Raw genomic sequence first — 23637 nt, 5'->3', positions numbered from 1 at the left:
CTACGGAACTGCCGAGCGGCATTACCGCGACGCCCTCGGCCTTTACCGGAAGACTGGCAGTCCTCTCGGTCAGGCAACTGCCACCCTCGGCTTGGGCGGGCTCGCCCACGTCCGCTCTGACTACGGAACTGCCGAGCGGCATTACCGCGACGCCCTCGGCCTTTACCGGAAGACTGGCAGTCCTCTCGGTCAGGCAACTGCCACCCTCGGCTTGGGTGAGCTCGCCCAGGTCCGCTCTGACTACGGAACTGCCGAGCGGCATTACCGCGACGCCCTCGGCCTTTACCGGAAGACTGGCAGTCCTCTCGGTCAGGCAACTGCCACCCTCGCCCTGGGCGGGCTCGCCCGCGCCCGCGACGATAACGACACCGCCGAACAGCACCTGACTCAGGACGAACGGGCAATGTTGAGTTTGATGGACCCAAAAGCCCGCGCTCGGTATTTGCTGCAGAAGAGAATCAATGAGAAGGAGGAGATGGGCGTACTGCTGAACCAGCTTCAAGCGCTGCGCCATCAGACGGCTATGTCGGTTATCAACAATATTCGTTGACCAGCGCCTCTTCGCTCCGAGAGCTTCCCGGGCATTACACCCAAGCCGACCGCCCCCACCCCCGGCCTGGTATTTCGCGCCCCTGTGGGCGCGGGCGGGTGATGACGCGGGCCCGATGACGTAGGCATGGAGGGCGGCGCGTGTTGTCCGGCCGACGCCAGCCGCGCTGTGCAGCGTAGGCGTATTTGCCTGGGCTCCTACGAGCACAGCAACTACTGATCTTCAAAACGTGATGTCGTGAGGGCTGAACCAGGGCAGGTTGCCGAGAACACGACCCCGATACACCCCCGTTGATCGTGGCTGACCCCTGCATCTGGCACGACAGTGGTATGAACCTCAGCCGACGACAGTCAACCACGACGGCGGGTGCGCCAACCGACCACGCACGCGTATGCCTCGCTGTACCCCCACCGGTCTCAGCCACGCTATGGGGGTGTGTCGTCGACCAGAGCAAGCGGACACGGCCGGCCCGTGACGATGGCCGGAGACCTCAGCTTGGGAAGCTCAGGGCGTCTGGGGCGTACTCCGGGGCTGGCCTCCGGTGTGACCAGGCACCCTGACCGCGTGACTTGATCTGCTACCCGACATCATGATGATCCCGTGTCCGCTGAAACGACGTTCAACTTGATCAGCGTTGGGTTTTCGGCTCTAGGGCTGCTCAATGCTGCCGACGGCTTTCGCCGAACGTTCAAGAGTGTCGCTGCCCCTGGCGATTCGTTCTTCAAGCGCGTGCTCGCAACTGAAGCTGCGATGGTTGAGCGCTGGCGTTCTGGTCTCACCCGTGCCGTTCGCCGCGCATTTCGACGACCCGCTCCAACCATCACAGCCACCCTCGGCACGGCTCTGTCCGTGGAGGCCGCCATGAGTGTCCGTGGCCTCGTTCAGTTCGGGCCCTTGCCAGACGTAACGCAGGAGCCAGCAGCCTTCACGGCAGAGGTTGAGCGTCGGCTGAACCGCGTCTTCCAGTTGGCTCAGGACGTGCAACATGACCTGAGACAGGAGGAGCAGGTCCGAGACAAGGGAGATCAACAAGCTGCTTCGCACCTCGGAACGCAGATCTCGGCGCTCGATGAACAGGCGAAGCGTGATGCCCTCGAAGGCCTACATGAACAGGTGCTCGGTTGGTTCCTCATTGCTGTCGGGCTCATAGCCCAGATTGCGGCCCTCCTCGCCTCGTGAACCCAGATCTTGGCATCGCGTTCGGCGGAGTCTCACTATGCGAGTCAAGTGCCGCCGCGAGCGATCAGTAGCCGAAGAAGTGAAGGGCCGGGTCTCTGACCTGTGGCCGCGCAATCGATCAACGCTGCGACCTGCGACTTAGCTGTCGGTGGTTGTCAGCGTTGGTCGTCGTTGCGTACCTTCCGGCGGCCCCAAGACGGCCCGGAGGGTGCGCAACGCGGACCGACGCCGCGGCTTAGCGAGGGTGAATATCCGTGACCTCATTGAGGCCGGCCCTGAACCTCGGGTATGTGTCCCTCACTTCACGGCGACTTGCAACGAATCGGGCACTCGCAGGTCGCACGCGCGAAGGTGAGTGAGGAGTCGGTTTTCTGAAGACCCTAGCGAGGGCCCTGGCGAGATCCTTGGCGTTGATCACGACAAAGAGTAGGAAAAATATTGAAGCGTCAGCTATAAGGAGAATCCATAAGGGATCCACTAATACCCCCATGAAAAGTGTTCTTAGGGCATCCAGCCTCCTAGTTTGCCAGGCAGTTGAGGTCGCATGGAGGGCGCAACCAGCTCACTCGTGCAGCGCATTCGTGAGGTTGGCTCGCGCCCCCAGCCCGATCACGCGGTCGGTGGAACGACTTTGGGCTGGAGCTGCTTTGGGGCGAGTGATCATGGCCCATTAAGCTGATGGCGAGTCGGGCAGTCTGTGGACCTGCCCGTTAAAGCACGACGTTGGGCCATGATCTTCGAGGCTCGCCCCAAAGTGGCTGCCTAAAGTCGTGGAGCCGACCGCCCCAGCCACGACGTGTTCTGACTTCATGCCCGTATGCCTGCCTCTTGGGCGGGCGCGGGCGGCCGGCGGTGCCGAGCGGGGCGGAGACATGAGTGCGGGCGCCGCCGGTCGCCCGCGCCCGCCCGGAGGAGCGAAGCGACGACGGGTGCTTGAACCCGTAAAGAAGGTTGTAACTCAGTCGGTGCTGCGGGGCTTGAAGTCGTTCGTGCAGGCTGGGAGTTCGACGTCCTGGCGGTGCGCCATTGGCAGGAAGAGCGCTGGTCGGACTGTCCATGTGATGCGTGTGCTGACGTGGGTGATGGACACCGTCCACGGCTCCCGGTGCAAGAGGGCTCGTCTCGTGTCGATGCGGTGGTCGTGGAGTCGTGTCCAGGCTTCTTGGGAGGCGGCCGTGTCGAGGGCCGGTGAGATGGTGCGCAGGATCGCGGCCACCCAGTTGTTCGCCTCGACCGCCGAGTAGGCGTCGAAGGATCCGAAGAGGGTCGGCGGATGTTGTCCGTCCAGCTTTTCTGTCCAGCACTCGCACCAGAAGCCGCTCCTGGTCGTGATCCTCAGCATGGGTGGACTCCTCGGCGAGTCTGTGTGAAGAGCTCCGCGGTGACTGTGTGGCCGCCGTCGCTGTCGTGGATGACGACCCGGTGGGCGATCGCGCTGACCATGCCCAGGCCCCGGCCGTGTTCGGCGTCCTGGTCCTGGTGCTCGGCCTTGGGGGCCGTGCCCGTGCCTCCGTCATCCGTGACCGAGACCGCGACCACCTGCGCCGAGACCGCTACGGCCAGGTGGAAGCTGCCGGACTCCAAGCCGCTGGCCGTGTGGAGGATCGCGTTCGCGCTGAGCTCGCTCACGATCAGTTCGGCGTCTTCGGCAAAAGGGGAGCCGCGCAGGATGTCGCGCGTCCAGCGGCGAGCCCGGCTGACCTCTTCCGGGAAACCTGGGCAAGACAGTCCCCAGACCCGGGCAGTACTCGTATACTCGTGCATACAAGTTCCTTCATGCTGGTAGGCCGCCATGTGCAGCGGGTTCGGACTAGACGAGTTTCACGCCGTCGTGGGCGCGGATGGCCGGCGGAGACGCCGCGTCCAATGCGTCGATGACGCGGATCGCGTACGCCTCGTCGGCGAGTTCGGAGACTTCTTCACGGGTGACCCAGCGCAGGGCACGCGTCTCGTCGCCGGTGGTGGGCGTGCCGTCGGCCGCTTCGCAGCGGAAGACCAGCGAGACGATCAGGCCCGTCATGTTCTTGTAGACGCCGGTGAGGGTCGCGGGAAGCGCGATCTTGACGCCGGTCTCTTCGAGGACCTCGCGCTGAAGGGCTTCGGGGATGGTCTCCCCGCGTTCGAGGATGCCGCCCGGCGGTTCCCAGTGACCGTTGTCGCGGCGCTGGATCAGGAGGGCTCGGCCCCGGTCGTCGACGACGACCCCGGCCACGCTCACGGAGTGCGGGCGTTCTGCGCTCACGTTCCTCGGCCCTCTCGGATGGCTAGGCTCTCCACCGTAGCAACAACACTCACCCACTCGTCTAGATACCTAAAGGAGTACACGTGAGCCCTCTGTCTTCGGGCCTGCTCGGTGATCTCGACCCCACGAGCGATCGTGCGGTCTTTCGCCAGATCGCCGACCAACTACGTGAGGCCATCGACCGCGGGCGATTTCGTGAGGGCGAGAAACTACCCTCAGAGGCCGAGCTGGTCGACCACTACGGCGTCTCCCGCATGACGGTCAGAAACTCCTTCTCCATCCTCCAGGGCGAGGGCCTGGTCCACGCCGAGCACGGCAAGGGCGTGTTCGTCCGGCCGCGCCCGCCCGTTCGACGGCTCGCCTCCGACCGGTTCGCCCGGCGGCACCGCGAGCAGGGGAAGTCTGCCTTCATCGTCGAGGCCGATGCCGTCGGCAGTCACCCGCAGGTCGACAGTCTTGAGGTGAAGGAGGAGAAGGCCAGTCAGGACATCTCCACGCGGCTCGGGTCCGTGCGGCGGGTCCTTGCACGTCGGCGCCGGTATCTCCTCGACGGGCGGCCGGTCGAGTTCGCCACCTCCTACCTGCCGCTCGACATCGCGCGCGGTACGCAGATCGCCGAGCCGAACCCCGGTCCCGGCGGCATCTACGCCCGTCTCGAAGAGCTGGGGCACCGCCTCGACCACTTCGAGGAGGAGATCCGGGCCCGGATGCCCTCGCCCGTCGAGGTGAAGACGCTTCGCCTGGCGGCCGGCGTGCCCGTGATCCATCTGATCCGGACCGCCTTCGACACCGAGGAGCGACCGGTCGAGGTCTGCGACACGGTCATGGCGGCGGACGCCTACGTCCTGTCGTACCAGCTCCCGGCCACGTGAGCGCGGACCGCCTGATGCCTGGTGGGGCTTGGACAGGCGACGACCGCGAGCACAACGATGCATGTCATGAGCGCTGGTTGCGGGTGCAGAATAGGCGCACTGATCAGCCCGGATACCGGGATGAGTGGTTTGACGAGCAGTGCGGCGGTTGCCGGTTCTGGGTCGCGCTGAGCGGCGAGCTGGGGCGGGACTGGGGAGTCTGCACTGATCCTGACTCGACGTTCGACGGGCGGGTGCGCTTCGAGCATGACGGCTGCGATTCCTTCGCCATCCGTGAGGACGGTTCCTTCGGGTGACGTCGCTGGAGGGTAGGGCGGTGCGTGGAGGACGCTTCTCCGAACTCGTACACCCCAACACGCTTACTCGTATAGACGAGTGGGCAAGTTGTGCGGCAGGGTGATCGTCGTGAGCCCGAGAGATCGGGTTCGCAGATCGCATTTTGTATAGACGAGTAGATAGGAGCGCCACTGTGCGCACCATCCGTGTTGAGACCTCCGCCGCGACCGTCCTCCTGACGGAAGCCCTGAGCCGAAGGTCCGCGACCGTCAGACCGGCGAGATCGCCAAAAACGCCGTCAGCGGTGAGGCGCTGATGACCATCGGCGTCGTCTACATCGAGGACGGCGAGTCCTCGCTGATCAAGGTCACCGTCCCGGAAGGCGGTGTCTCCGAGGGGCTGAACCTCGGGGCTCCGGTCTCGCTGCCGGGGCTCATCGCCCGGCCGTGGGAGTCCGTGTTCAACGGGCAGCAGCGTCACGGCATCGCCTACCGCGCCGCCGCCGTCACTCCGGCCGCCTTCCCGGCCTTCATGGGGGCCTCGGCCTGATGTCCGACCTGACGACGCTCCTGGAGGTGGGCGGTCCTGTCGCCGCGCTCGGTGGCGGGGCCGCCTACACCCGGGCCAACCACCCGGGTCTCTACTGGTCGGCGGTCGGCGGTCCGATATCCACCGTCCGCCTCCTCAGCTCGTACGCCTCGGTCATGGAAGCCTGCGGCCTGACCGTCGCCCCCTCCCGACTGCGAGTCCTCGCCGTCAAAGCCACCACCCGCCGTGAGGTCCGGCCCGTACCGCCCCGCCGGGGCATCATCCGGCCGACCACTACCGGCTTACGGCTCCGGCTCCGCCTCGCTCCGGGGCAGGAACCCACCGACGTCGCCGCCTCGGCCGAACGGCTGCGGCACACCTGGGGCGTCCATGCCGTGTACGTCTCCACCGTCAAGCCGGGTGTCGTCGAACTGCGGCTCGTCGGCTTCGACGTCCTGCGCAAGGTACGGATGCCCCGCAAGGTCGAAGGCGGCTTCCTCAAGGTGCCGGTCGCGCTGCGGGAGGACGCCATGCCCTTCATACGGGACTACCGGGCCGTGCCCCACCAACTCACCCTCGGCGCAACGCTCTCGGGCAAGTCCATGTACCTCCGACACCTGGTCGCCGGGCTCGCCCCTCAGAACGTCGCCCTCGTCGGCGTCGACTGCAAGCGCGGGGTCGAGCTGGCCCCGTTCGCGCCGCGTCTGTCGGCCCTCGCCACTGCCCCGGACGAAGCATCCGAGCTGCTGCCCGTCCTGGTCAAGGAGATGGAGGACCGATACGACCTGATCAAGGCCCGACAGGGCATCGCCCCCGATCTCCCCGACGAAGAGATCACCTCCGACATCTGGGGTCTGCCCGAGAGTGAACGGCCCGTGCCCATCGTGCTGTTCGTCGACGAGGTGGCCGAGCTCTTCCTGACCGCCACCCGCAAGGACGAGGAACGGCGCGACGAGATGGTCACCCACCTCATCCGCCTCGCCCAGCTCGGCCGCGCGGCCGGCATCTACCTGGAGGTCTGCGGGCAGCGCTTCGGCGCTGAGCTGGGCAAGGGCGCGACCATGCTCCGAGCCCAGCTCACCGGCCGCGTCTGCCACCGCGTCAACGACGAAGCCTCCGCGAAGATGGCCCTCGGCGACATCGCGCCCGAAGCGGTCCTCGCCGCCTGCGCCATCGCCCCTGAACGCCCCTGCCTCGCCGTCGCGGGCGACACCTCCGGCGGCTGGTCCCGCATCCGCACGCCGTACCTCTCCCTCGGCGACGCCGCCGACGTCTGCCGCGAGACGGCTCACCTGGTGCCCGAGCTGCCCGCGCTGAAGCCCTTCCGGCCCGACGTCCCCGTACGGCCCGTCGAGACCTCGGCCCCCGCAGTCCAGCCGCACCCCGTCACGGACTGACACCCCTCACCTCAACGGTCGGCGTGACCTCCTCGCGCCACGTCCCTACCCCTCCCATGCCTGATCCCGGAAGGAGCCGCCATGCGCGCCCAACTGGCCCGCGTCGACGCGGTGCTCGTACAGGCGCTCATCGCCGCCGCGCTGTCCTTCGCGCACATCCATGACGTCGCCGTCGCGGCCGGACAGGACGGCTGGAAGGCCTGGGCCTACCCCGTCTCTGTCGACCTGCTGCTCGTCGCCGCCTGGCGTCGACTGCGCTCCGGCTCGGCCAAGGGTGCGGCCTGGTGCTGGTTCGTCATCGCGCTCGCCGCGTCCCTCGGCGCGAACGTCGCCACGGCCGGCCTGCTCGACCTCGGCAACGTCCCGGCCTGGCTGCGCATCCTCGTCGCGGGCTGGCCCGCCGTCGCCTTCCTCGGCGGAACCCTCCTCGCCCACTCCGCACCCAAGGCGGCCGACGAAGTCATGACCATCGAGGGCCAGGAGGAGGAGCCCGAATCCGAACCCGAGCCGCCCGCCCCACCCGCCATCGAGGCACCGCCGGAACGTCCCGCCGTCCCGGTTCCGGCCGCCCTCATCGACCACGCCCGCAAGGTCGCCGCCGAGCACCACACCCGGACCGGCACCCCCATGGACGTCCCGACCCTGCGCGCCCGCCTCGGCGTCCCGGCGCCCATGGCCGAAGCCATCGCCGCCCACCTCTAAAGGGAGCTCTGATGACCGCCAACCGCCGCTTCCGCAACGTCACCCGCATCGGCCCCGTGCAGGTCGGCACCGCCTACGACCACCGGGGTCGCGAGAAGCACACCGTCGCCTGCACCGCCCCGCGCTGCAACTTCTCCGCCGACTACGACAGCCGCGCCGCCGCCGAGCTGGCCGCCCGCACCCACCGCTGTCCCGTCCGCTGAAAGGACCCCGTACCCCGTGACCGTCAGTCTTCCGCTCGTCGTCCTCGGCTTCTTCGCCTGGGCGGCCATCAAGTACCTCGGCGTCCGAGTGTGGATCGTCGTCCTGATCACCCTCTTCGGCTTCTGGCTCTCGCGCACCTTCCTCGCCCCCGCCATCGAATCCGGCACGCGCTCCGGCGTGACCGTCATAAACGGCCAACACATCTAGACGAGTAGACAGGAGATCGCAGCAGTGTTCCTGCCCAAGTACCCGGACAACCCCACCCCACCGCCCGCGCACACCCACACCCCGACCGACCCGACCCCCGTCCCGGTCCGGCGCTCGCTCCCCTCGGTGTCCATCGATCAGAAGACCGTCGCGGCCGTCCTCGTCGGCGGAGTCGTCCTCACCGCGCTCCTGGCCGCCGTCGCCGTCACCGCCATCTCGGTCGCCGTCGCCGCCGTGGTCCTGCGCTCCCTGCTCCGCGACCACAACCGCCGCTGACCTGCGGCCAGACCTCCGGGGCGGCGCGACACAGCCACGCATCCGCCGCCCCGGCGGCCCACCCCTCCCGAAGTGCCCGTCAGAAGGAGAACCGCCATCTTCACCCGCGCCACCCCGCCCCCACTCCCAGAACTCAGCAACCTCGCCGCAGGCGGCACCCTGCCCGGTATCCTCCGCCAGCTCTCCGGGCTCGGCGGCTGCACCCACCCGATCCGCCTCGACGGCCACCGCACCGAATACGACGTCGACACCGCCACCGGCGAGATCGGCCGCATCCTCCACCGCCTCGACTCGGGCGACCTCCCGGCCGGCCAACTCCTCGTCCGCTGCAACAACCGCCGCACGACCCGCTGCCCGGCCTGCTCCGAGGTCTACCGCCGCGACACCTTCCAACTGATCACCGCCGGACTACGTGGCGGCAGGGGCACCCCCGAACACGTCGCCACCCACCCCCGCGTCTTCGCCACCTTCACCGCCCCGGCTTCGGCCCGGTCCACAACCGCCGCACCGACGGCCGCCCCTGCCGCTGCGGCACCCACCACGACCAGGACGACGACGCCCTCGGCACCCCGCTCAACCCCGACACCTACGACTACGAAGCCGCCGTCCTCTGGAACGCCCACGCAGGCCCCCTCTGGCGACGCTTCTCGATCTACCTGCACCGGGAAGTCGCCAAGCGTGCAGGCCTCTCCCAGCGCCGTCTCCGCCACCACGCACGCGTGTCCTTCGCCAAGGTCGCCGAATACCAGAAGCGCGGAGCGGTCCACTTCCACGCCGTCATCCGCATCGACGGCCCGACCGGCGGGGACACCCCGCCCCCGGCCTGGGCCACCGCCGAGCTGCTCACCGACGCCATCGACGCCGCCGCATCCAAAGTCGCCGTCGACGGCCCGACCATCGACGGCCGCGCCCACACCTTCGCCTTCGGCCGCCAACTCGACGTCCGCACCATCCGCTCCGCCGACTTCAACGACGGCCAGGAGCTGACCGAACGCGCCGTCGCCGCCTACATCGCCAAGTACGCCACCAAGGGCGCGGAAACCGCCACGGGAGCTCTCGACCGCCCGCTCAAGTTCGCCGCCGAACTCGCCCAGCTCGACCTCAGCGAGCACGCCCGCCACCTGATCCGAACCGCCTGGGCCCTCGGCGCACGCAAGGACCTCGAACACCTCCGCCTGCGCGCCTGGGCCCACATGCTCGGCTTCCGCGGCCACTTCTCCACCAAGTCTCGCCGCTACTCCACCACCCTCGGCGCACTCCGCGACGCCCGCGCTGAATGGCGACGCGCACAGGCAGCAGCCACCACACCCGACAACGCGCCCGAGACGACGTACGTCCTCGCTCACTGGGTCTTCGCCGGAACCGGCCTATCCGACGCCGAAGCCTGGCTCGCCGCATCCCTCGAACCCGCCCCCGGAACGGAAGGAGAGCCCACCCATGGCTGAGCCCCAAGTCCGCACCTTGGCGACTGACCCCTACGACCCGTCCTTGGCCCTCCTGACCGTCGAGGAGGCCGCTCGACGCCTCCGTATCGGCCGTACGACGTGCTTCCGCCTCGTCCTCGCTGGAGAGATCGAGTCGATCACGGTCGGACGGCTCCGCCGAGTTCCGGCCGACGCCGTACCCGCCTATGTGGCCAAGCTCCGCCACCGACCGGCCTACGCGGCCTGAGGGAAGGGACGACATGGCAGAGAAGAACCGCACTCGTCAGCCCAACGGTGCCTCGTCGATCTACCTCGGCAAGGACGGCAAATGGCACGGGCGAGTGACCGTCGGCGTCCGCGATGACGGCAAGCCCGACCGCCGCCACATCGAGCGCAAGACCAAGGCGGAGGTGACCAAGGCCGTCCGCGAGATGGAACGGGCGCGGGACGACAAGAAGCTCAGGAAGCCCGGGCAGAGCTGGACGCTGCAAGCCTGGCTTGAGCACTGGGTCGAGAACATCGCCAAGCCGTACGTCTCCGAGAACACATACGACGGCTACGAGGTGGACGTCCGTGTTCACCTCGCCCCTGGCCTGGGCGCCCACAAGCTCGACCGACTGGAACCGGAGCACCTCGAACGCTTCTACCGGAAGATGCAGGCGTCCGGGAGCTCGGCCGGCACCGCCCACCACGCCCACCGGACCATCCGGGTCGCTCTCGGTGAAGCCGTCCGACGCGGTCACGTCACCACCAACGCGGCCGAGATCGCCAAAGCTCCGCGCCTCGAAGAAGAGGACATCGAGCCTTACACGATCGAAGAGGTGCAGAGCCTCCTCGTCGAAGCGGCCAAGCTCCGCAACAGCGCGCGATGGGTCGTCGCCCTGGCGCTCGGGCTCCGTCAGGGGGAAGCGCTCGGCCTGCACTGGGAAGACGTCGACCTCGCCTCCGGATACGTCCGCATCCGTAAGAACCGACTGCGCCCCAAGTACGCGCACGGATGCGGTCCCAACCCGTGCGGGCGGAAGGCGGGCTACTGCCCCAAGCGGGAGCAGACGCGTCGCGAGCACAAATCGACCAAGTCCCGGGCCGGGCGGCGCACCATCGGGCTGCCCGATCCGTTGATCAAGATTCTCCGCCAGCACCAGGAAGCCCAGGAGCGGGAGCGGATCGCGGCCGGTGTCGACTGGGAGGGCAAGGGGTACGTCTTCGCCTCGCCGATCGGCGGAGCGCTGAGCCCGAACACCGACTTCCACACCTGGAAGCGACTCCTGCGGGACGCGGGTGTCCGGAACGGCCGTCTCCATGACGCTCGCCACACCGCCGCGACCGTCCTGCTGATCCTCGGCGTCCCGGACGTCGTGATCGACTCGATCATGGGTTGGGAGCCTGGTGGAGCGGCCCGGATGCGCGCCCGGTACATGCACGTGACGGGGACCATGCTCCGAAAAGTCGCGCAGCAAGTCGGCGGCGCTCTGTGGGAACTCCCGAAGGCGAACTGAGACGGGCGAAGTCGAGAGCCTCGGCCCATCATGTGCCGGGGCTCTCGACTGCCTAAGGAACAGACGGAGGGTCTCGCAGGGGCGATATGCGCTCTGCGACTGTCAGCGGGTGACGGCCCTGAGAGCGGCCATCAGCGCCACCATCGTCATAACGTCACTCATCGCTACCTGGACCGACGCCGTCAGCGCGGGGCGGAAGGGCACCAGCCCACCGCGCGCCGATGCCACGAGCGGCGTGTGAACGACGACCACCGTCGCGAGCACGAGCATGATCAGGATCATCAAGAACAACCTTCGAGTAGGCGTGCGACCCGCACGTGAGAGGGGGAGCACGCGTGCTCCATCCCTTCCGAGGGCTGCGGGGGTCCCCGACAGCACGGCGAGAATCAGCGATGCGGGGGTTAGCCCCGCAACCCCTGCCTGAGCTGCGTCTTTGTCGCTTCGGTCGTATTGATCCGTTGGGCCCTACACCCTCAGATGGTTAGGTGCGCAACTCCTGGGACGGTGTGCTTCCACACCCGAATCCAGCGCGTTGGCGCATTGGCCGGCCGTGCTCCAGCCGTTGTTGGTAACCGGCGGTGGCATAGAACGTGGGCGCAGCGGATGACCGCTCAGCAAGCACCGGGAGCCCCTGGGCGTGAGCCGGGTACCTGTCCTGGAACCAACTGAGACGGAAAGTGAGACGGACAACGACGAAGGGCCCCGCTGCAAGCAGCGGAGCCCTTCGACATCGTGCCCGGTGAGGCACTGGCGGAGGATACGAGATTCGAACTCGTGAGGGGTTGCCCCCAACACGCTTTCCAAGCGTGCGCCCTAGGCCTCTAGGCGAATCCTCCGCCGCAAACAATACAAGACGTTGAGGAGTGCTCGCGAACTCGTTCCCCCCGCTCAGATCCTGTAGCCTGTGCGAAGCCCCTCACGCGGCGCTATCTGACTGAACTCCCCCAGGGCCGGAAGGCAGCAAGGGTAGGTTGGCTCTGGCGGGTGCGTGGGGGGCGCTTGCGTTTCCGGGCGGCTCGCAGGCTCCGGTAGCTCGGGCGGGGGCGGTGCGGTGGGGTTCGTGCGTGGGGCTCGATGTCAGTGGTCGCCTATAACCTCGTATGCGTGTCGTCTCTCGCGCTGTACCGCCGTTATCGCCCGGAGTCGTTCGCCGAGGTCATTGGGCAGGAGCATGTCACCGACCCGCTGCAGCAGGCGCTGCGGAACAACCGGGTCAATCACGCGTACCTGTTCAGTGGGCCGCGCGGGTGCGGGAAGACCACCAGCGCGCGGATCCTGGCCCGCTGCCTGAACTGCGAGCAAGGGCCCACGCCGACCCCCTGCGGGGAGTGCGAGTCGTGCAAGGACCTGGCCAGGAACGGGCCGGGTTCCATCGACGTCATCGAGATCGACGCCGCGTCGCACGGTGGTGTGGACGACGCCCGTGACCTGCGAGAGAAGGCCTTCTTCGGCCCCGCCCGCAGCCGCTACAAGATCTACATCATCGACGAGGCCCACATGGTCACGTCAGCCGGTTTCAACGCGCTCCTCAAGGTCGTCGAGGAGCCGCCGGAGCATCTGAAGTTCATCTTCGCGACCACCGAGCCCGAGAAGGTCATCGGGACCATCCGGTCGCGGACCCATCACTACCCCTTCCGCCTGGTCCCGCCGGGCACGCTGCGGGACTACCTCGGTGAGGTGTGTCAGCAGGAGGGCATTCCGATCGAGGAGGGCGTGCTGCCCCTCGTCGTGCGCTCCGGCGCGGGGTCCGTGCGTGACTCCATGTCCGTCATGGACCAGCTGCTCGCCGGCGCCACCGACGCGGGTGTGACGTACGCCATGGCCACCTCGCTGCTCGGCTACACGGAAAGCTCCCTGCTCGACTCCGTCGTCGAGGCCTTCGCCACCGGTGACGGCGCCGCCGCCTTCGAGGTCGTCGACCGGATCATCGAGGGGGGCAACGATCCCCGCCGCTTCGTCGCCGACCTGCTGGAGCGGCTGCGGGATCTCGTCATCCTCGCCGCCGTGCCGGACGCCGCCGAGAAGGGGCTCATCGACGCCCCCTCCGATGTCATCGAGCGCATGCAGGCCCAGGCCGGCGTCTTCGGCGCCGCGGAGCTGAGCCGCGCCGCCGACCTCGTCAACGAGGGTCTCACCGAGATGCGCGGCGCCACCTCGCCCCGTCTCCAGCTCGAGCTGATCTGCGCGCGCGTGATGCTGCCCGCCGCCTATGGGGACGAACGGTCGGTCATGGCCAGGCTCGACCGCATCGAGCGCGGCGTGAACTTCTCGGCGGGCCCAGGAATGGCGGGCCCAGGCATGGGGGCAGTGGCGCAGGGGGCACCCGCCATGCCGGCGATGGGCTACGTGCCCGGGCCCGAGGCGCACAGCAGTGCCGCCATGGGCCCGGGAGAGCCGGTTCCGCCCGGCGGCGGGGCTGCCGCGGCCCGTGCGGCCGTTCGCGGCCAAGGCGCCCAGGGCGGCCAAGGCGGCCAGCCGGGGCAGCCGAGTCAGCCGCCTGCCGCGCAGGCTCCTGCTCCCGCTCCTGCTCCCGCTCAGCCACCGGTAGCCGGTAGCCCGCCCGCAGCTCCCGCGACGCCGGCCCCCGCGACGCCTGCTCCCGCTCCCGTCGCGGCCCAAGCCGTCCCGCCCGTGGACGAGGGACCTGCCGCGCCCGCCCCCGGCGCCTGGCCCACCGCCACCGCGGCGGGCAGCGGGCGCCGACCCGGCGGCTGGCCCACGGCCACGCCCGCAGGCGGCGGCGGACGTCCCCCGGCGGCACCCACCCCCACCGGTCCCCAGGCGCCCACCCACACTCCCGCGCCGACTGCGCCGACTGCGCCGACCGCGTCGCCCACATCAGCCGCGCAGGCCGCCGCGTATGCGCCCCCCTCCGGCGGTCTCGACCCCCGCATGCTCTGGCCGAACATCCTGGAAGCCGTCAAGAACCGACGCCGCTTCACCTGGATCCTGCTCAGCCAGAACGCCCACGTCGCCGCCTTCGACGGCACGACCCTGCAGCTCGGCTTCGTCAACGCCGGCGCCCGCGACAACTTCGCGAGCAGCGGCAGCGAGGAGGTGCTGCGGCAGGCGCTGTCCGAGCAGTTCAGCGTCCAATGGAAGATCGACGCGATCGTCGACCCGTCCGGCGGCTCGGCGCCCCCGGCGGGCGGTGGCTTCGGCGGCGGAGGCGGCGGCGCCCCGGGCGGCTACGGCAACCCCGGCAACACCGGTGGTTACGGCGGTGGCTACGGCGGCGGTGGCGGGACGACCCCGTCGGCGCCGTCGGCCATGGCCGCACCCCAGCCCCCGCCCCCGTCCACGCCCTCACCGGCCGCCCCTGCCTCTCCTGCCCAGCACGCACCCCAGTCGACGTCGGCCCCGGCTCCCGCCCCGCCGCGCCCCCCGGCCCCGGAACCGGTGGCCCCCGAGGACGACACCCCTGAGGACGACGACCCCGACCTCAACGAGTCGGCCCTCTCCGGCTACGAACTGATCGTCCGCGAGCTGGGGGCCACGGTGGTGGAGGAGTTCACCAACGAGTAGCGAGTGGAACGTGTAGCGAGTAGAGCGAGCAGACCACCAAAAGCCCCCAAACGCCCCTAAATGCGCCCCAGCCCCGGCCCGGCACCGGCACTCATTTGGAGGAACGCACAAGGCCGTCGCCCCTCCGCCCTCGGAAGCCCGCACAAAACACCGCGGCCCCCGCCGGTTAGGCTGACCCCCGTGAACGTCCTCGTCATCGGCAGCGGCGCCCGCGAACACGCCCTGTGCCGCTCACTGTCCCTCGACCCCGCCGTCACCGCGCTGTACTGCGCGCCCGGCAACGCCGGCATCGCCGAGGTCGCCGAGCTGCACCAGGTCGACGCCCTGGACGGCAAGGCCGTGTCCGCGCTGGCCGTGGAGCTCGGCGCCGAGCTGGTCGTCGTCGGCCCGGAGGCGCCCCTGGTCGCCGGGGTCGCCGACGCCGTGCGCGAGGCGGGCATCCCGGTGTTCGGCCCCTCGAAGGAGGCCGCGGAGCTGGAAGGCTCCAAGGCGTTCGCCAAGGACGTGATGGCCGCGGCCGGCGTGCCGACCGCCCGCTCCTACGTCTGCACCACCCCCGAGGAGGTCGCCGAGGCCCTCGACGCCTTCGGCGCGCCGTACGTCGTCAAGGACGACGGTCTGGCCGCCGGCAAGGGCGTCGTCGTCACCGACGACCTGGCGGCCGCCGCGGCGCACGCGGCCGGCTGCGAGCGCGTCGTCATCGAGGAGTTCCTCGACGGCCCGGAGGTCTCCCTCTTCGCGATCACCGACGGCGAGAGCGTCGTCCCGCTCCAGCCCGCCCAGGACTTCAAGCGCGCGCTCGACGGCGACGAGGGCCCGAACACGGGTGGCATGGGCGCGTACTCGCCGCTGCCCTGGGCCGACCCGGAGCTGGTGCAGGAGGTCCTGGAGACCGTTCTCCAGCCGACCGTCGACGAGATGCACCGCCGCGGCACCCCGTTCTCCGGTCTGCTCTACGCCGGCCTCGCGATCACCCGCCGCGGTATCCGGGTCATCGAGTTCAACGCCCGCTTCGGCGACCCCGAGACGCAGGTCGTCCTGGCCCGGCTGCAGACCCCGCTGGCGGGCGTCCTGATGGCCGCCGCCACCGGCGAGCTCGCCGACCTGCCGGCCCTGCGCTGGAAGGACGACGCGGCCGTCACCGTCGTCATCGCCTCGCACAACTACCCCGACACCCCGCGCACCGGCGACCCGATCACCGGCCTCGCCGAGGTGGCCGCCGAGGACGCCCCGCACGCGTACGTCCTGCACGCCGGGACGAAGTACGACGGCGACGGCAGCGACACGGTCGTCAGCGCCGGCGGCCGCGTGCTGTCCGTCACCGCGACCGGCGCGGACCTCACCGAGGCCCGCGAGCGCGCGTACACGGCCGTCGCGCGCATCGGTCTGGACGGCTCCCAGCACCGCACGGACATCGCCGCGAAGGCGGCGGCCGAGGCGTAGGCACCCACGCCGACCAGGTATTTCCCAGGCCCCGGGCCGCCATGGAACTCCTCATCGAGGACCCATGGAACCCGGGGCCTGATCGTTGCCCAGCGTCATACACCTTTCCCCAAGGCCATTCCATCGAGTGAGCGCTGAGCTATCCGGCTGACGGGGGCCGGAGCGCCAACTAGGGTGCGGCGCAAGCCATCCGGTACTCGTTCCGGCACTTGGCCCACCGGCATTGCGATGTCAGTGGCGGGTGCCACAGTGGGGGAGTGACAACTGCGAAGACAGCCGGGGGAAACAGGACTGCAGGGAGGGGGTGAGGTCCGGTCGTGACCGGTATGGGTGTGGAGGTGGGCGCGCAGGCCGCGCGGGCCCGGGCGCTGGCGGTGCTGCGCATCCGCAGCCGGGCGCTCGCCGTCGCGCTGCTGCCCGCGGCCGCCGCCGTGATCCTGCTCGCGGGCGGTTCCACCGGCCAGTTCGTCGGCCCGGGCTGGGATGCCGCGCGCTGGACCGTGTCCGTCGTCGCACTCGTCGTACTGCTCGCCGCGGGTGTGATCGCCCTGGTCGTCGCCCGCGCGCGCCCCGCTGTCAGTCCCACGGTCGCTGTCGCCGAGGAGGCGGCCCCCGATCTGTACCGCCTGGTCCGTGACCTCGCCGACCGCCTCGACGTCCCTGTGCCCTCCGCGATAGCGCTCACCCCGGACTGCGACAGCTGGCTGGAGGACCGCACCCACCCGGCCCACGGCCCGCCCCCGCCCCGCGACGGAGACGAGATAGCCGGCGCGGGCGGCTCCAACGGCGCTCTCCACCGCCGTGCGACAGCAGCGCCCGTGCTCGTCATAGGCTCCCCGTTCCTGTGGTGGATGCGGGTCGGAGAGCTGCGCGCCGTCCTCGCCCCGGTGGTCGCCGGTACGGGCCCCTCGGCGCACCCGGACATAGCCGCGGCCCGGCGCTTCGTGCGTGGGCTGGACGCGGCGGTGGCCGGCTGTGCCGACCGAGGCAGCCGGTATCCCGTCCTGCGGCCGTTCTGCTCGGGCATCGGCTGGGTCGCCCGGCTGATGCTGCGCGGCTGCCAGGTCCACGCCGGCGAGATGGAGCGGGGCGTGGCCGCCGCGGCCGCCGAACGTGCACAGGCTGTGGACTACGGGCTGCGGATCGTCGCGCAGGAACAGGTGGGCCTGGCGTACGCGGGCTGGGACCGGCTGCTCACACGGGTGGCGCTGCCCGCCTGGCGGATGGGCCGCTGGCCGTCCCGGCTGGACGCGGGAGTCGTCGCCGCCCTGACCGAGCTGTCCCGGCGCGACCGGCTGGCCGAGGGCTTCGCCTCCCGGCTCGGCGAGCGCCCCGCCTGTGACCTGCTCGAAGAGCCCGGCGCCGTCGACGAGGCCGCCTCGCTGCTCGCCGCCCGCCTGTTCCACGGCGGCCCGGCGGAACCCGGCCCGGACTGGTCACCGGTGGCCTGGGAGGACTACCCGGACGAGGTAGTGGACCGCAAGTGGCGCACCGACGCGGCCCGCCTCCACCGAGTCCTGGACGCCCTCGGCGTCCGCCGCACCCCCGGCCCCACGAGCCACCTTGGCCCCACGAGCCACCTCAGCCCCACGAGCCGTCTCGACCCCACAAGCCATCTTGGCCCCACAAGTCACCTCGACCCCACGAGCAGCCTCGACCTCACGAGCTCTGCCCACTCCACCAGCATCACCCACCCCGGGGGCCCCACCCTGGCCCGAGTTCTGGACCACCTGGCGGACCGGCCCGACGCCGAGGAGGAGGACCAGGGCGCGGACGGTCCCCACACGGACACGTCCTACCCGACGGACCCGACGGACCCGGCCGCCCCGCCGCCCGAGCCTCCGTCGGCGGAGCCGCTCGGCACGCCCCCCACGGCCGACTCCGACCCCGCCCGCACTCCCGAAGCCCTCGACGGCGAGGACCTCCTGCCCCCCAACCCCCGCAGCGCCGCCCTTGCCGCCCGGCTCGGTGTCGAGGTCGGCCGGGAGGAGGCGGCGGCCGCGCCCACGGCTCCCGTCGGTCCCCCGACGCCCGGCCAGGGCCCCGACACGGCGCTCTGGAACGACGCCGCGCTCCCCCTGTTCCCCCTCCAGCCCCCGCGCACCGACCGCGAGCTCCTCGCCGATCACGTCACGGCGATGGTCTGCTGCGCCGCGATGGACACGGTCGGCGCGACCCCGGGCCTCGACTGGCTCGACGGCCCGACACTCATGGTCGACGGCGTTCGCGTGGCCGATCTGGCCCCCCGGATCCTCAGCCTCGTCGAGGACGGGGACGCGGTCCCGCTGCGCACCTGGCTCGTGGAGCTGGGCATACGTCCGGAGAAGCCGGTACGGCTCGGCTGAGCGCGGCGAGGCGCGGCGAAGCGGCAGCCCCGCCACCGCGCCGCCCGCCACCGCCACCCCGCCACCGCCACCGCGCCGCCCGCATCGCCACCGCAATGCCCTACCGGAGCACCCTCTTCCACTTTCGGCCAATTCGCAACGAATAGTGACTGTCTGCGCGCGTTATGTGATGTGCTGGGACCGATAGAGCCCATGGCAAGGGCTCGCGACATAAGACAAAACGCGAGACACACGCGAGGCACACGAAGTACGCGAGGCACGCGAGGTACACGAGACGAACGCGCACGGCGGTCACGTACGCACGAACCACCACGGGGGCACGAGGGAGGGGAGAACCATGGCACCCGGACCAGGACCCGGACCAGGACCGGAGCGCATCCGCCGATGGGAGTCGGGAGCACTGGCCCACGCCGTGACCGATCCCTTCGGACAGGGCCCCCTCCCCTGGCTGCGCGGCAGCGAGACGTACTTCGACGACACCGGCCAGGTCGTCCCCTGGTACATGGACCCGGCCCCCGCCTCGGCCCCTGCGCAGGGCGCCCCCCGCGTCCCCGCCCCCCGCACCGCCCCCGGGGCCGGAGCTCCCCGCTCCGCCGACGACGTCCGCCGCCAGATCAAGGGCTTCGTCTCCACCGGCGCGGTCGCCCCCGGCGACGCCGTCGACTTCCACATCACCGTCGACCCGCCCCAGGAATTCAGCGTCGACATCTACCGCATCGGCCACTACGACGGCGACGGCGCCGCCAAGATCACCACCAGCCCGCGCCTCTCCGGCATCGTCCAGCCCCCGCCCCTGACCGCCGACCGCACGGTCTCCTGCCACCACTGGTGGCTCTCCTGGCGCCTGCAGGTCCCGTCGTACTGGAACGTCGGCGCGTACGTCGCCGTCCTCACCACCGTCGACGGCTACCGCTCCCACGTGCCCTTCACGGTCCGCGACGACCACCCCGCCGACCTGCTCCTGGTCCTCCCCGACATCACCTGGCAGGCCTACAACCTCTACCCCGAGGACGGCCGCACCGGCGCCAGCCTCTACCACGCGTGGGACGACAGCGGCCGTCTCCTCGGCGAGGCGGACGCGGCGACGACGGTCTCCTTCGACCGCCCGTACGCCGGCGCCGGCCTCCCCCTCCACGTCGGCCACGCCTACGACTTCATCCGCTGGGCCGAGCGCTACGGCTACGACCTCGCCTACGCCGATGCCCGCGACCTGCACACCGGTCACATCGACCCCACCCGTTACCGAGGCCTGGTCTTCCCCGGGCATGACGAGTACTGGTCGGCGAGCATGCGCCGCACCGTGGAACTCGCCCGCGACAGCGGCACCTCGCTCGTGTTCCTGTCCGCCAACTCCCTCTACTGGCAGGTGGAGTTGGGGCCGTCCCCGTTCGGCGTGCCCGGCCGGCTGCTCACCTGCCGTAAACGCAGGGGGCCCGGCAAGCCCGTCCTGTGGCGGGAGATCGACCGCGCCGAGCAGCAGTTGATCGGCATCCAGTACGCGGGCCGGGTGCCCGAGCCGCATCCGCTGATCGTCCGCAACGCCGAGCACTGGCTGTGGGAGGCGACCGGCGCGGGCGAGGGCGACGGCATCGAGGACCTGGTCGCGGGCGAGGCCGACCGCTACTTCCCGCGCACCCCGCTGCCGTCCCACGAGGACCGCATCCTCCTCGCCCACTCCCCGTACACCGACGGCGACGGCGTCCTCCGGCACCAGGAGACCTCCCTCTATCGCGCCCCTTCCGGCGCCCTGGTCTTCGCCTCCGGCACCTTCGCCTGGTCCCCGGCCCTGGACCGGCCCGGCCATATGGACCCCCGCATCCAACGCGCCACGGCCAACCTCCTGGACCGCATCTGCAAACGCGACTGACGCCCGCGAGCCCGCCCACCCCGCCCGCCCGCTCCGCCCGTTCTCCCGCCCGCGTCCCGACCCGCTCGCCCCACCCGCTGTCCTCGACCAATCCCGATGTACGGGACAATCGATCCCCTAGGACAGAACCACGGGGAGGAACCGTGTCCGGATTCGTAGAAAAGCCCGAGCCCCTTCAGGTGCCGGGCCTGGTGCATCTGCACACCGGCAAGGTGCGCGAGCTGTACCAGAACGAGGCGGGCGACCTCGTGATGGTCGCCAGCGACCGTACGTCCGCCTTCGACTGGGTGCTGCCGACCGAGATCCCCGACAAGGGCCGCGTCCTCACCCAGCTCTCCCTGTGGTGGTTCGACCAGCTCGCCGACCTGGTCCCGCACCACGTCCTCAGCACGGAACTGCCCGCCGGCGCCCCCGCCGACTGGGCCGGCCGCACCCTGACCTGCAAGTCGCTGCAGATGGTCCCCGTCGAGTGCGTGGCCCGCGGCTACCTCACCGGCTCGGGCCTGCTCGAGTACCGGGAGTCCCGCACGGTCTGCGGCCTCGCCCTGCCCGAGGGCCTGGTCGACGGCAGCGAGCTGCCCGCCCCGATCTTCACCCCGGCCACCAAGGCCGCCGTCGGCGAGCACGACGAGAACGTCTCCTACGAGGAGGTCGCCCGTCAGGTCGGCGCCGACACCGCGGCCCAGCTCCGGCAGGCGACCCTCGCCGTCTACGGCCGGGCCCGCGACATCGCCCGCGACCGGGGCATCATCCTCGCCGACACCAAGTTCGAGTTCGGCTTCGAGGGGGACACGCTGGTCATCGCCGACGAGGTCCTCACCCCGGACTCCTCCCGCTTCTGGCCGGCCGACCAGTGGCAGCCGGGCCGCGCGCAGCCCTCGTACGACAAGCAGTTCGTGCGCGACTGGCTGACCTCGGCCGAGTCCGGCTGGGACCGCGCGAGCGAGCAGCCCCCGCCGCCCCTGCCCCAGCACATCGTGGAAGCGACCCGTGCGAAGTACGTAGAGGCCTACGAGCGCCTGACGGGCACCAGCTGGGCGTGACGCCCGACACACAACGAGAAAGGCCCCCGGAGAACCGGGGGCCTTTCCCAATGCCGAGCGGACGACCAGGTTCGAACTGGCGACCTCAACCTTGGCAAGGTTGCGCTCTACCAACTGAGCTACGTCCGCATCGCGCCGTGGTCACCGTGGTGCCGTGGCGCGAGAGCAACTATACCCAACCTCGCTCCCGGGCGAGCCGCACCGCCGCGTGCCGGTTCTCCGCGCCGAGCTTGGAGACGGCCGACGACAGATAGTTCCGCACGGTCCCCTGCGACAGCGCGGCCCGCTCGGCGATCTCCGCGACGGGCGCTCCGTCGGCGGCGAGTTCGAGCACCTCCGCCTCGCGCGAGGTCAGCGGCGAGTCCCCGGCGGCGATCGCGTCGGCGGCCAACTCCGGGTCGACGTAACGGTTCCCGGCGTGCACCGTGCGGATGATCTCCGCGAGCCGCTGAGCGCTGACCGTCTTCGGGACGAACCCGCGCACACCCGCCGCAAGCGCCCGCTTGAGATGCCCCGGCCGGCCATGGCTGGTGACGATCATGGCCTGGCAGCCGGGCAGTTCGGTCCGCAGGGATGTGGCGACCTTCACACCGTCGGCGCCCGGCATCTGAAGATCCAGGACGGCCACATCGGGCCGGTGCGCCCGTGCCATGGCCAGTGCCTCCGGTCCGGTGGCCGCCTCGGCGACGATCACCAGGTCGTCCTCCAGGGAGAGCAGCGCGGCCAGCGCGCCCCGGATGAGGTGCTCGTCGTCGGCGAGCAGCACCCGCACCGGCACCGGCACCGTCATGAAGTGACCTCGCTCACAATGGCCTGGGCGGGTACGGAAGTCTGGGGAGTCCGAGGAATCGCGGGAGTCAGGGGCACCTCGGCCACCACCCGGAACACGCCCGCGCCGGCGAACCCGGCCTCCAGCGTCCCGTCGACCGCCTGCAGCCGCTCCCGGAGCCCGATCAGCCCCGACCCGCCGCTCTCGTCGTCACGCTCCCGCGCCCCGTCGTTCTCCACCGTCAGCACCGCACGTCCCTCCAGCACCCGCAGTGCCACCGAGCACCGCCCGGCGTCCCCGTGCCGCAGCACATTGGTCGTCGTCTCCCGCACCACCCAGCCGAGCGCCGACTGCACCTCGGCGGGCAGCCCGTCCGTCTCGCCGCGCACCTCGCACGCGATCCCCGCCGCCGTCAACACGCCTTGTGCACCCGCGAGTTCGACGCCGAGGTCGGCCTCCCGATAGCCCCGCACGACAGCGCGCACCTCCCGCTGCGACTCCTGCGCTATCCGCTGGACCTCGATCATCTGCTCCACGGCCTCCGGTCGCCCGCGCCGGGCCAGTTGCACGGCCAGCTCGCTCTTCAGGGCGATCACCGCCAGATTCCTCCCCATCACATCGTGCAGATCCCGTCCGAACCGCAGCCGCTCCTCCGCGACGGCGAGCCGGGCCCGGGTCTCGCGGGCCTCGTCGAGCGCGTAGACGGCGTCGAGCAGCCAGACGGAGAAGACGGCCGTGAAGGCGAGGAACCCGCCGCCGAGGAAGACGGCCCCCATGGTGAGCAGGCTGACGGGTGCGGGCGCACCCAGCGGGAACGAGACCGCCCCCGCGCCGAGGGCGAAGCCGCCCACGATCGCGTAGACGCGTCGCCGTTCCCGCACGCCGAGCGCCATGACCCCGGCGCCGATGACCAGGACGACCCCGAAGACCGCGCCCGCGGCGGCGTCCACGTTCTCGCCGCGCGGACCGCGCTCGGCGATCCCGAGGGCCGTCACCGCGATCACGGCGGTGAGCGAGGCGAGCGTCCACAGCAGCCGCACCGGCTGCGGGCGCCGCCCGCGCGTCCAGTCCAGCGCCCGGGACACCGTCAGCATGCAGACGGCGGCGTGCAGGGACACCGCGGCGAGCAGTCCCGCGCCGAGGGCCGGCCCGAGTGCGCCGAGGGCCGGCAACCCGACGCCCAGGATCTCCGTCACACCGAAGAAGTGGAACGAACATCGCGTGTACGTCTCGAACTTCGCCGGTGTGCTCTTCTGCCGCCACCAGCCTCCCGGCCCGCGCATCTCCCC

The 23637-nt window shown here is 70.4% G+C and carries 22 protein-coding genes, 2 tRNA genes, 1 other RNA gene and 3 pseudogenes; 20 read left to right on the top strand and 8 right to left on the bottom strand.

The window, feature by feature from the left end; translation table 11 throughout:
• A pseudogene (locus ABZ725_RS09330) lies at positions 1–550 on the top strand (hypothetical protein); the annotation flags it as partial.
• A 600-nt stretch (positions 551–1150) separates the two neighbouring features.
• Positions 1151–1729, top strand: coding sequence for a hypothetical protein (locus ABZ725_RS09325; protein ID WP_358802133.1), 579 nt, complete (start codon positions 1151–1153; stop codon positions 1727–1729).
• 958 nt (positions 1730–2687) lie between these two features.
• Here ABZ725_RS09325 and ABZ725_RS09320 read toward each other — a convergent pair.
• From ABZ725_RS09320 to ABZ725_RS09310, 3 genes are read right to left on the bottom strand one after another with little or no spacing between them, the layout of a single operon-like run.
• Positions 2688–3071, bottom strand: a complete 384-nt coding sequence (locus ABZ725_RS09320) for a hypothetical protein (protein ID WP_358802132.1) — start codon at positions 3069–3071, stop codon at positions 2688–2690.
• Positions 3065–3493, bottom strand: a complete 429-nt coding sequence (locus tag ABZ725_RS09315) for an ATP-binding protein (protein WP_358802131.1) — start codon at positions 3491–3493, stop codon at positions 3065–3067. Before ABZ725_RS09315 ends, ABZ725_RS09320 begins: the two co-directional genes overlap by 7 nt.
• A gap of 46 nt (positions 3494–3539) precedes the next feature.
• Complete coding sequence (locus ABZ725_RS09310; RefSeq protein WP_358802734.1) at positions 3540–3947, bottom strand: NUDIX domain-containing protein; 408 nt, start codon at positions 3945–3947, stop codon at positions 3540–3542.
• Positions 3948–4054: 107 nt separating this feature from the next.
• Here ABZ725_RS09310 and ABZ725_RS09305 point away from each other — a divergent pair, with 107 nt between their 5' ends.
• The 12 genes and pseudogenes from ABZ725_RS09305 to ABZ725_RS09250 all read left to right on the top strand — a co-directional run bounded on the left by ABZ725_RS09305 (position 4055) and on the right by ABZ725_RS09250 (position 11356).
• Entirely contained in the window at positions 4055–4843 is a 789-nt protein-coding gene (locus tag ABZ725_RS09305) for a GntR family transcriptional regulator (protein WP_358802130.1), read from the top strand.
• 14 nt (positions 4844–4857) lie between these two features.
• Positions 4858–5139, top strand: coding sequence for a DUF3027 domain-containing protein (locus tag ABZ725_RS09300; protein ID WP_358802733.1), 282 nt, complete (start codon positions 4858–4860; stop codon positions 5137–5139).
• Between the two features lie 173 nt (positions 5140–5312).
• Positions 5313–5668: pseudogene (locus tag ABZ725_RS09295) on the top strand (hypothetical protein).
• Positions 5668–7044 carry an FtsK/SpoIIIE domain-containing protein gene (locus tag ABZ725_RS09290; RefSeq protein ID WP_358802129.1) on the top strand — a complete coding sequence of 459 codons (1377 nt, stop codon included), beginning with the start codon at positions 5668–5670 and terminating at the stop codon, positions 7042–7044. The pseudogene ABZ725_RS09295 and the gene ABZ725_RS09290 overlap by 1 nt, the downstream one beginning before the upstream one ends.
• An 81-nt stretch (positions 7045–7125) precedes the next feature.
• On the top strand, positions 7126–7746 hold the full coding sequence (locus ABZ725_RS09285) for a DUF2637 domain-containing protein (protein WP_358802128.1): 621 nt from the start codon (positions 7126–7128) through the stop codon (positions 7744–7746).
• 11 nt (positions 7747–7757) lie between these two features.
• A complete protein-coding gene (locus ABZ725_RS09280) occupies positions 7758–7949 on the top strand; it encodes a mobile element transfer protein (protein WP_358802127.1) in 192 nt (63 codons plus the stop codon).
• 16 nt (positions 7950–7965) lie between these two features.
• Positions 7966–8157 carry a hypothetical protein gene (locus tag ABZ725_RS09275; protein WP_358802126.1) on the top strand — a complete coding sequence of 64 codons (192 nt, stop codon included), beginning with the start codon at positions 7966–7968 and terminating at the stop codon, positions 8155–8157.
• Positions 8158–8181: 24 nt separating this feature from the next.
• The gene (locus tag ABZ725_RS09270) at positions 8182–8433 is read left to right on the top strand and encodes a SpdD protein (RefSeq protein ID WP_358802125.1); all 252 of its coding nucleotides are present in this window, start codon (positions 8182–8184) and stop codon (positions 8431–8433) included.
• Between the two features lie 72 nt (positions 8434–8505).
• Positions 8506–9003, top strand: a pseudogene (locus ABZ725_RS09265) (replication initiator); the annotation flags it as partial.
• 80 nt (positions 9004–9083) lie between these two features.
• Positions 9084–9878: a replication initiator gene (locus tag ABZ725_RS09260; RefSeq protein WP_358802732.1), complete on the top strand. Its 795-nt coding sequence runs from the start codon at positions 9084–9086 to the stop codon at positions 9876–9878.
• Complete coding sequence (locus ABZ725_RS09255) at positions 9871–10104, top strand: excisionase family DNA-binding protein (protein WP_358802124.1); 234 nt, start codon at positions 9871–9873, stop codon at positions 10102–10104. Before ABZ725_RS09260 ends, ABZ725_RS09255 begins: the two co-directional genes overlap by 8 nt.
• 13 nt (positions 10105–10117) lie before the next feature.
• Positions 10118–11356 carry a site-specific integrase gene (locus ABZ725_RS09250; RefSeq protein WP_358802123.1) on the top strand — a complete coding sequence of 413 codons (1239 nt, stop codon included), beginning with the start codon at positions 10118–10120 and terminating at the stop codon, positions 11354–11356.
• Between the two features lie 102 nt (positions 11357–11458).
• Here ABZ725_RS09250 and ABZ725_RS09245 read toward each other — a convergent pair whose 3' ends face one another.
• Together ABZ725_RS09245 and ABZ725_RS09240 are read right to left on the bottom strand one after the other, a co-directional pair.
• Positions 11459–11638 carry a hypothetical protein gene (locus tag ABZ725_RS09245; protein WP_358802122.1) on the bottom strand — a complete coding sequence of 60 codons (180 nt, stop codon included), beginning with the start codon at positions 11636–11638 and terminating at the stop codon, positions 11459–11461.
• Between the two features lie 466 nt (positions 11639–12104).
• Positions 12105–12192, bottom strand: a tRNA-Ser gene (locus ABZ725_RS09240).
• A gap of 71 nt (positions 12193–12263) precedes the next feature.
• Between ABZ725_RS09240 and ffs the strand changes: the two genes are divergently transcribed.
• The 6 genes from ffs to ABZ725_RS09210 all read left to right on the top strand — a co-directional run bounded on the left by ffs (position 12264) and on the right by ABZ725_RS09210 (position 21579).
• An RNA gene (ffs, locus tag ABZ725_RS09235) (signal recognition particle sRNA small type) lies at positions 12264–12362 on the top strand.
• 98 nt (positions 12363–12460) lie between these two features.
• A complete protein-coding gene (locus ABZ725_RS09230) occupies positions 12461–14881 on the top strand; it encodes a DNA polymerase III subunit gamma and tau (RefSeq protein WP_358802121.1) in 2421 nt (806 codons plus the stop codon).
• Between the two features lie 180 nt (positions 14882–15061).
• Complete coding sequence (gene purD / locus ABZ725_RS09225; RefSeq protein WP_358802120.1) at positions 15062–16324, top strand: phosphoribosylamine--glycine ligase; 1263 nt, start codon at positions 15062–15064, stop codon at positions 16322–16324.
• Positions 16325–16650: 326 nt separating this feature from the next.
• The gene (locus ABZ725_RS09220; RefSeq protein WP_358802731.1) at positions 16651–18669 is read left to right on the top strand and encodes a hypothetical protein; all 2019 of its coding nucleotides are present in this window, start codon (positions 16651–16653) and stop codon (positions 18667–18669) included.
• Positions 18670–19006: 337 nt separating this feature from the next.
• The gene (locus ABZ725_RS09215; RefSeq protein WP_358802119.1) at positions 19007–20536 is read left to right on the top strand and encodes a N,N-dimethylformamidase beta subunit family domain-containing protein; all 1530 of its coding nucleotides are present in this window, start codon (positions 19007–19009) and stop codon (positions 20534–20536) included.
• A 143-nt stretch (positions 20537–20679) separates the two neighbouring features.
• Complete coding sequence (locus ABZ725_RS09210) at positions 20680–21579, top strand: phosphoribosylaminoimidazolesuccinocarboxamide synthase (RefSeq protein WP_358802118.1); 900 nt, start codon at positions 20680–20682, stop codon at positions 21577–21579.
• 56 nt (positions 21580–21635) lie between these two features.
• On the opposite strand, the gene ABZ725_RS09205 is transcribed toward ABZ725_RS09210, so the two are convergent.
• The 3 genes from ABZ725_RS09205 to ABZ725_RS09195 form a co-directional block, all read right to left on the bottom strand.
• Positions 21636–21708: transfer RNA gene (locus tag ABZ725_RS09205), tRNA-Gly, on the bottom strand.
• A gap of 40 nt (positions 21709–21748) precedes the next feature.
• Positions 21749–22369, bottom strand: coding sequence for a response regulator transcription factor (locus tag ABZ725_RS09200; protein ID WP_358802117.1), 621 nt, complete (start codon positions 22367–22369; stop codon positions 21749–21751).
• Positions 22366–23631 (bottom strand): histidine kinase, encoded by a 1266-nt coding sequence (locus tag ABZ725_RS09195; RefSeq protein WP_358802116.1) that lies wholly within the window; start codon positions 23629–23631, stop codon positions 22366–22368. Before ABZ725_RS09195 ends, ABZ725_RS09200 begins: the two co-directional genes overlap by 4 nt.
• Positions 23632–23637 lie beyond the last annotated feature (6 nt).

It is taken from the genome of Streptomyces sp. NPDC006872, assembly GCF_040635845.1.
Lineage (GTDB): Bacteria > Actinomycetota > Actinomycetes > Streptomycetales > Streptomycetaceae > Streptomyces.
This window is presented reverse-complemented; position numbering and strand designations above follow the sequence as displayed.

What these genes read in the sequence shown, in the direction of transcription:
- ABZ725_RS09300 (WP_358802733.1), top strand. Translation starts at nt 4,858, where the DNA reads ATGCCTGGTGGGGCTTGGACAGGCGACGACCGCGAGCACAACGATGCA.
- ABZ725_RS09220 (WP_358802731.1), top strand. Translation starts at nt 16,651, where the DNA reads ATGGGTGTGGAGGTGGGCGCGCAGGCCGCGCGGGCCCGGGCGCTGGCG.
- ABZ725_RS09215 (WP_358802119.1), top strand. Translation starts at nt 19,007, where the DNA reads ATGGCACCCGGACCAGGACCCGGACCAGGACCGGAGCGCATCCGCCGA.
- ABZ725_RS09250 (WP_358802123.1), top strand. Translation starts at nt 10,118, where the DNA reads ATGGCAGAGAAGAACCGCACTCGTCAGCCCAACGGTGCCTCGTCGATC.
- ABZ725_RS09255 (WP_358802124.1), top strand. Translation starts at nt 9,871, where the DNA reads ATGGCTGAGCCCCAAGTCCGCACCTTGGCGACTGACCCCTACGACCCG.
- ABZ725_RS09285 (WP_358802128.1), top strand. Translation starts at nt 7,126, where the DNA reads ATGCGCGCCCAACTGGCCCGCGTCGACGCGGTGCTCGTACAGGCGCTC.
- ABZ725_RS09200 (WP_358802117.1), bottom strand. Translation starts at nt 22,369, where the DNA reads ATGACGGTGCCGGTGCCGGTGCGGGTGCTGCTCGCCGACGACGAGCAC.
- ABZ725_RS09280 (WP_358802127.1), top strand. Translation starts at nt 7,758, where the DNA reads ATGACCGCCAACCGCCGCTTCCGCAACGTCACCCGCATCGGCCCCGTG.
- ABZ725_RS09290 (WP_358802129.1), top strand. Translation starts at nt 5,668, where the DNA reads ATGTCCGACCTGACGACGCTCCTGGAGGTGGGCGGTCCTGTCGCCGCG.
- ABZ725_RS09320 (WP_358802132.1), bottom strand. Translation starts at nt 3,071, where the DNA reads ATGCTGAGGATCACGACCAGGAGCGGCTTCTGGTGCGAGTGCTGGACA.
- ABZ725_RS09315 (WP_358802131.1), bottom strand. Translation starts at nt 3,493, where the DNA reads ATGCACGAGTATACGAGTACTGCCCGGGTCTGGGGACTGTCTTGCCCA.
- ABZ725_RS09195 (WP_358802116.1), bottom strand. Translation starts at nt 23,631, where the DNA reads ATGCGCGGGCCGGGAGGCTGGTGGCGGCAGAAGAGCACACCGGCGAAG.
- ABZ725_RS09245 (WP_358802122.1), bottom strand. Translation starts at nt 11,638, where the DNA reads ATGATCCTGATCATGCTCGTGCTCGCGACGGTGGTCGTCGTTCACACG.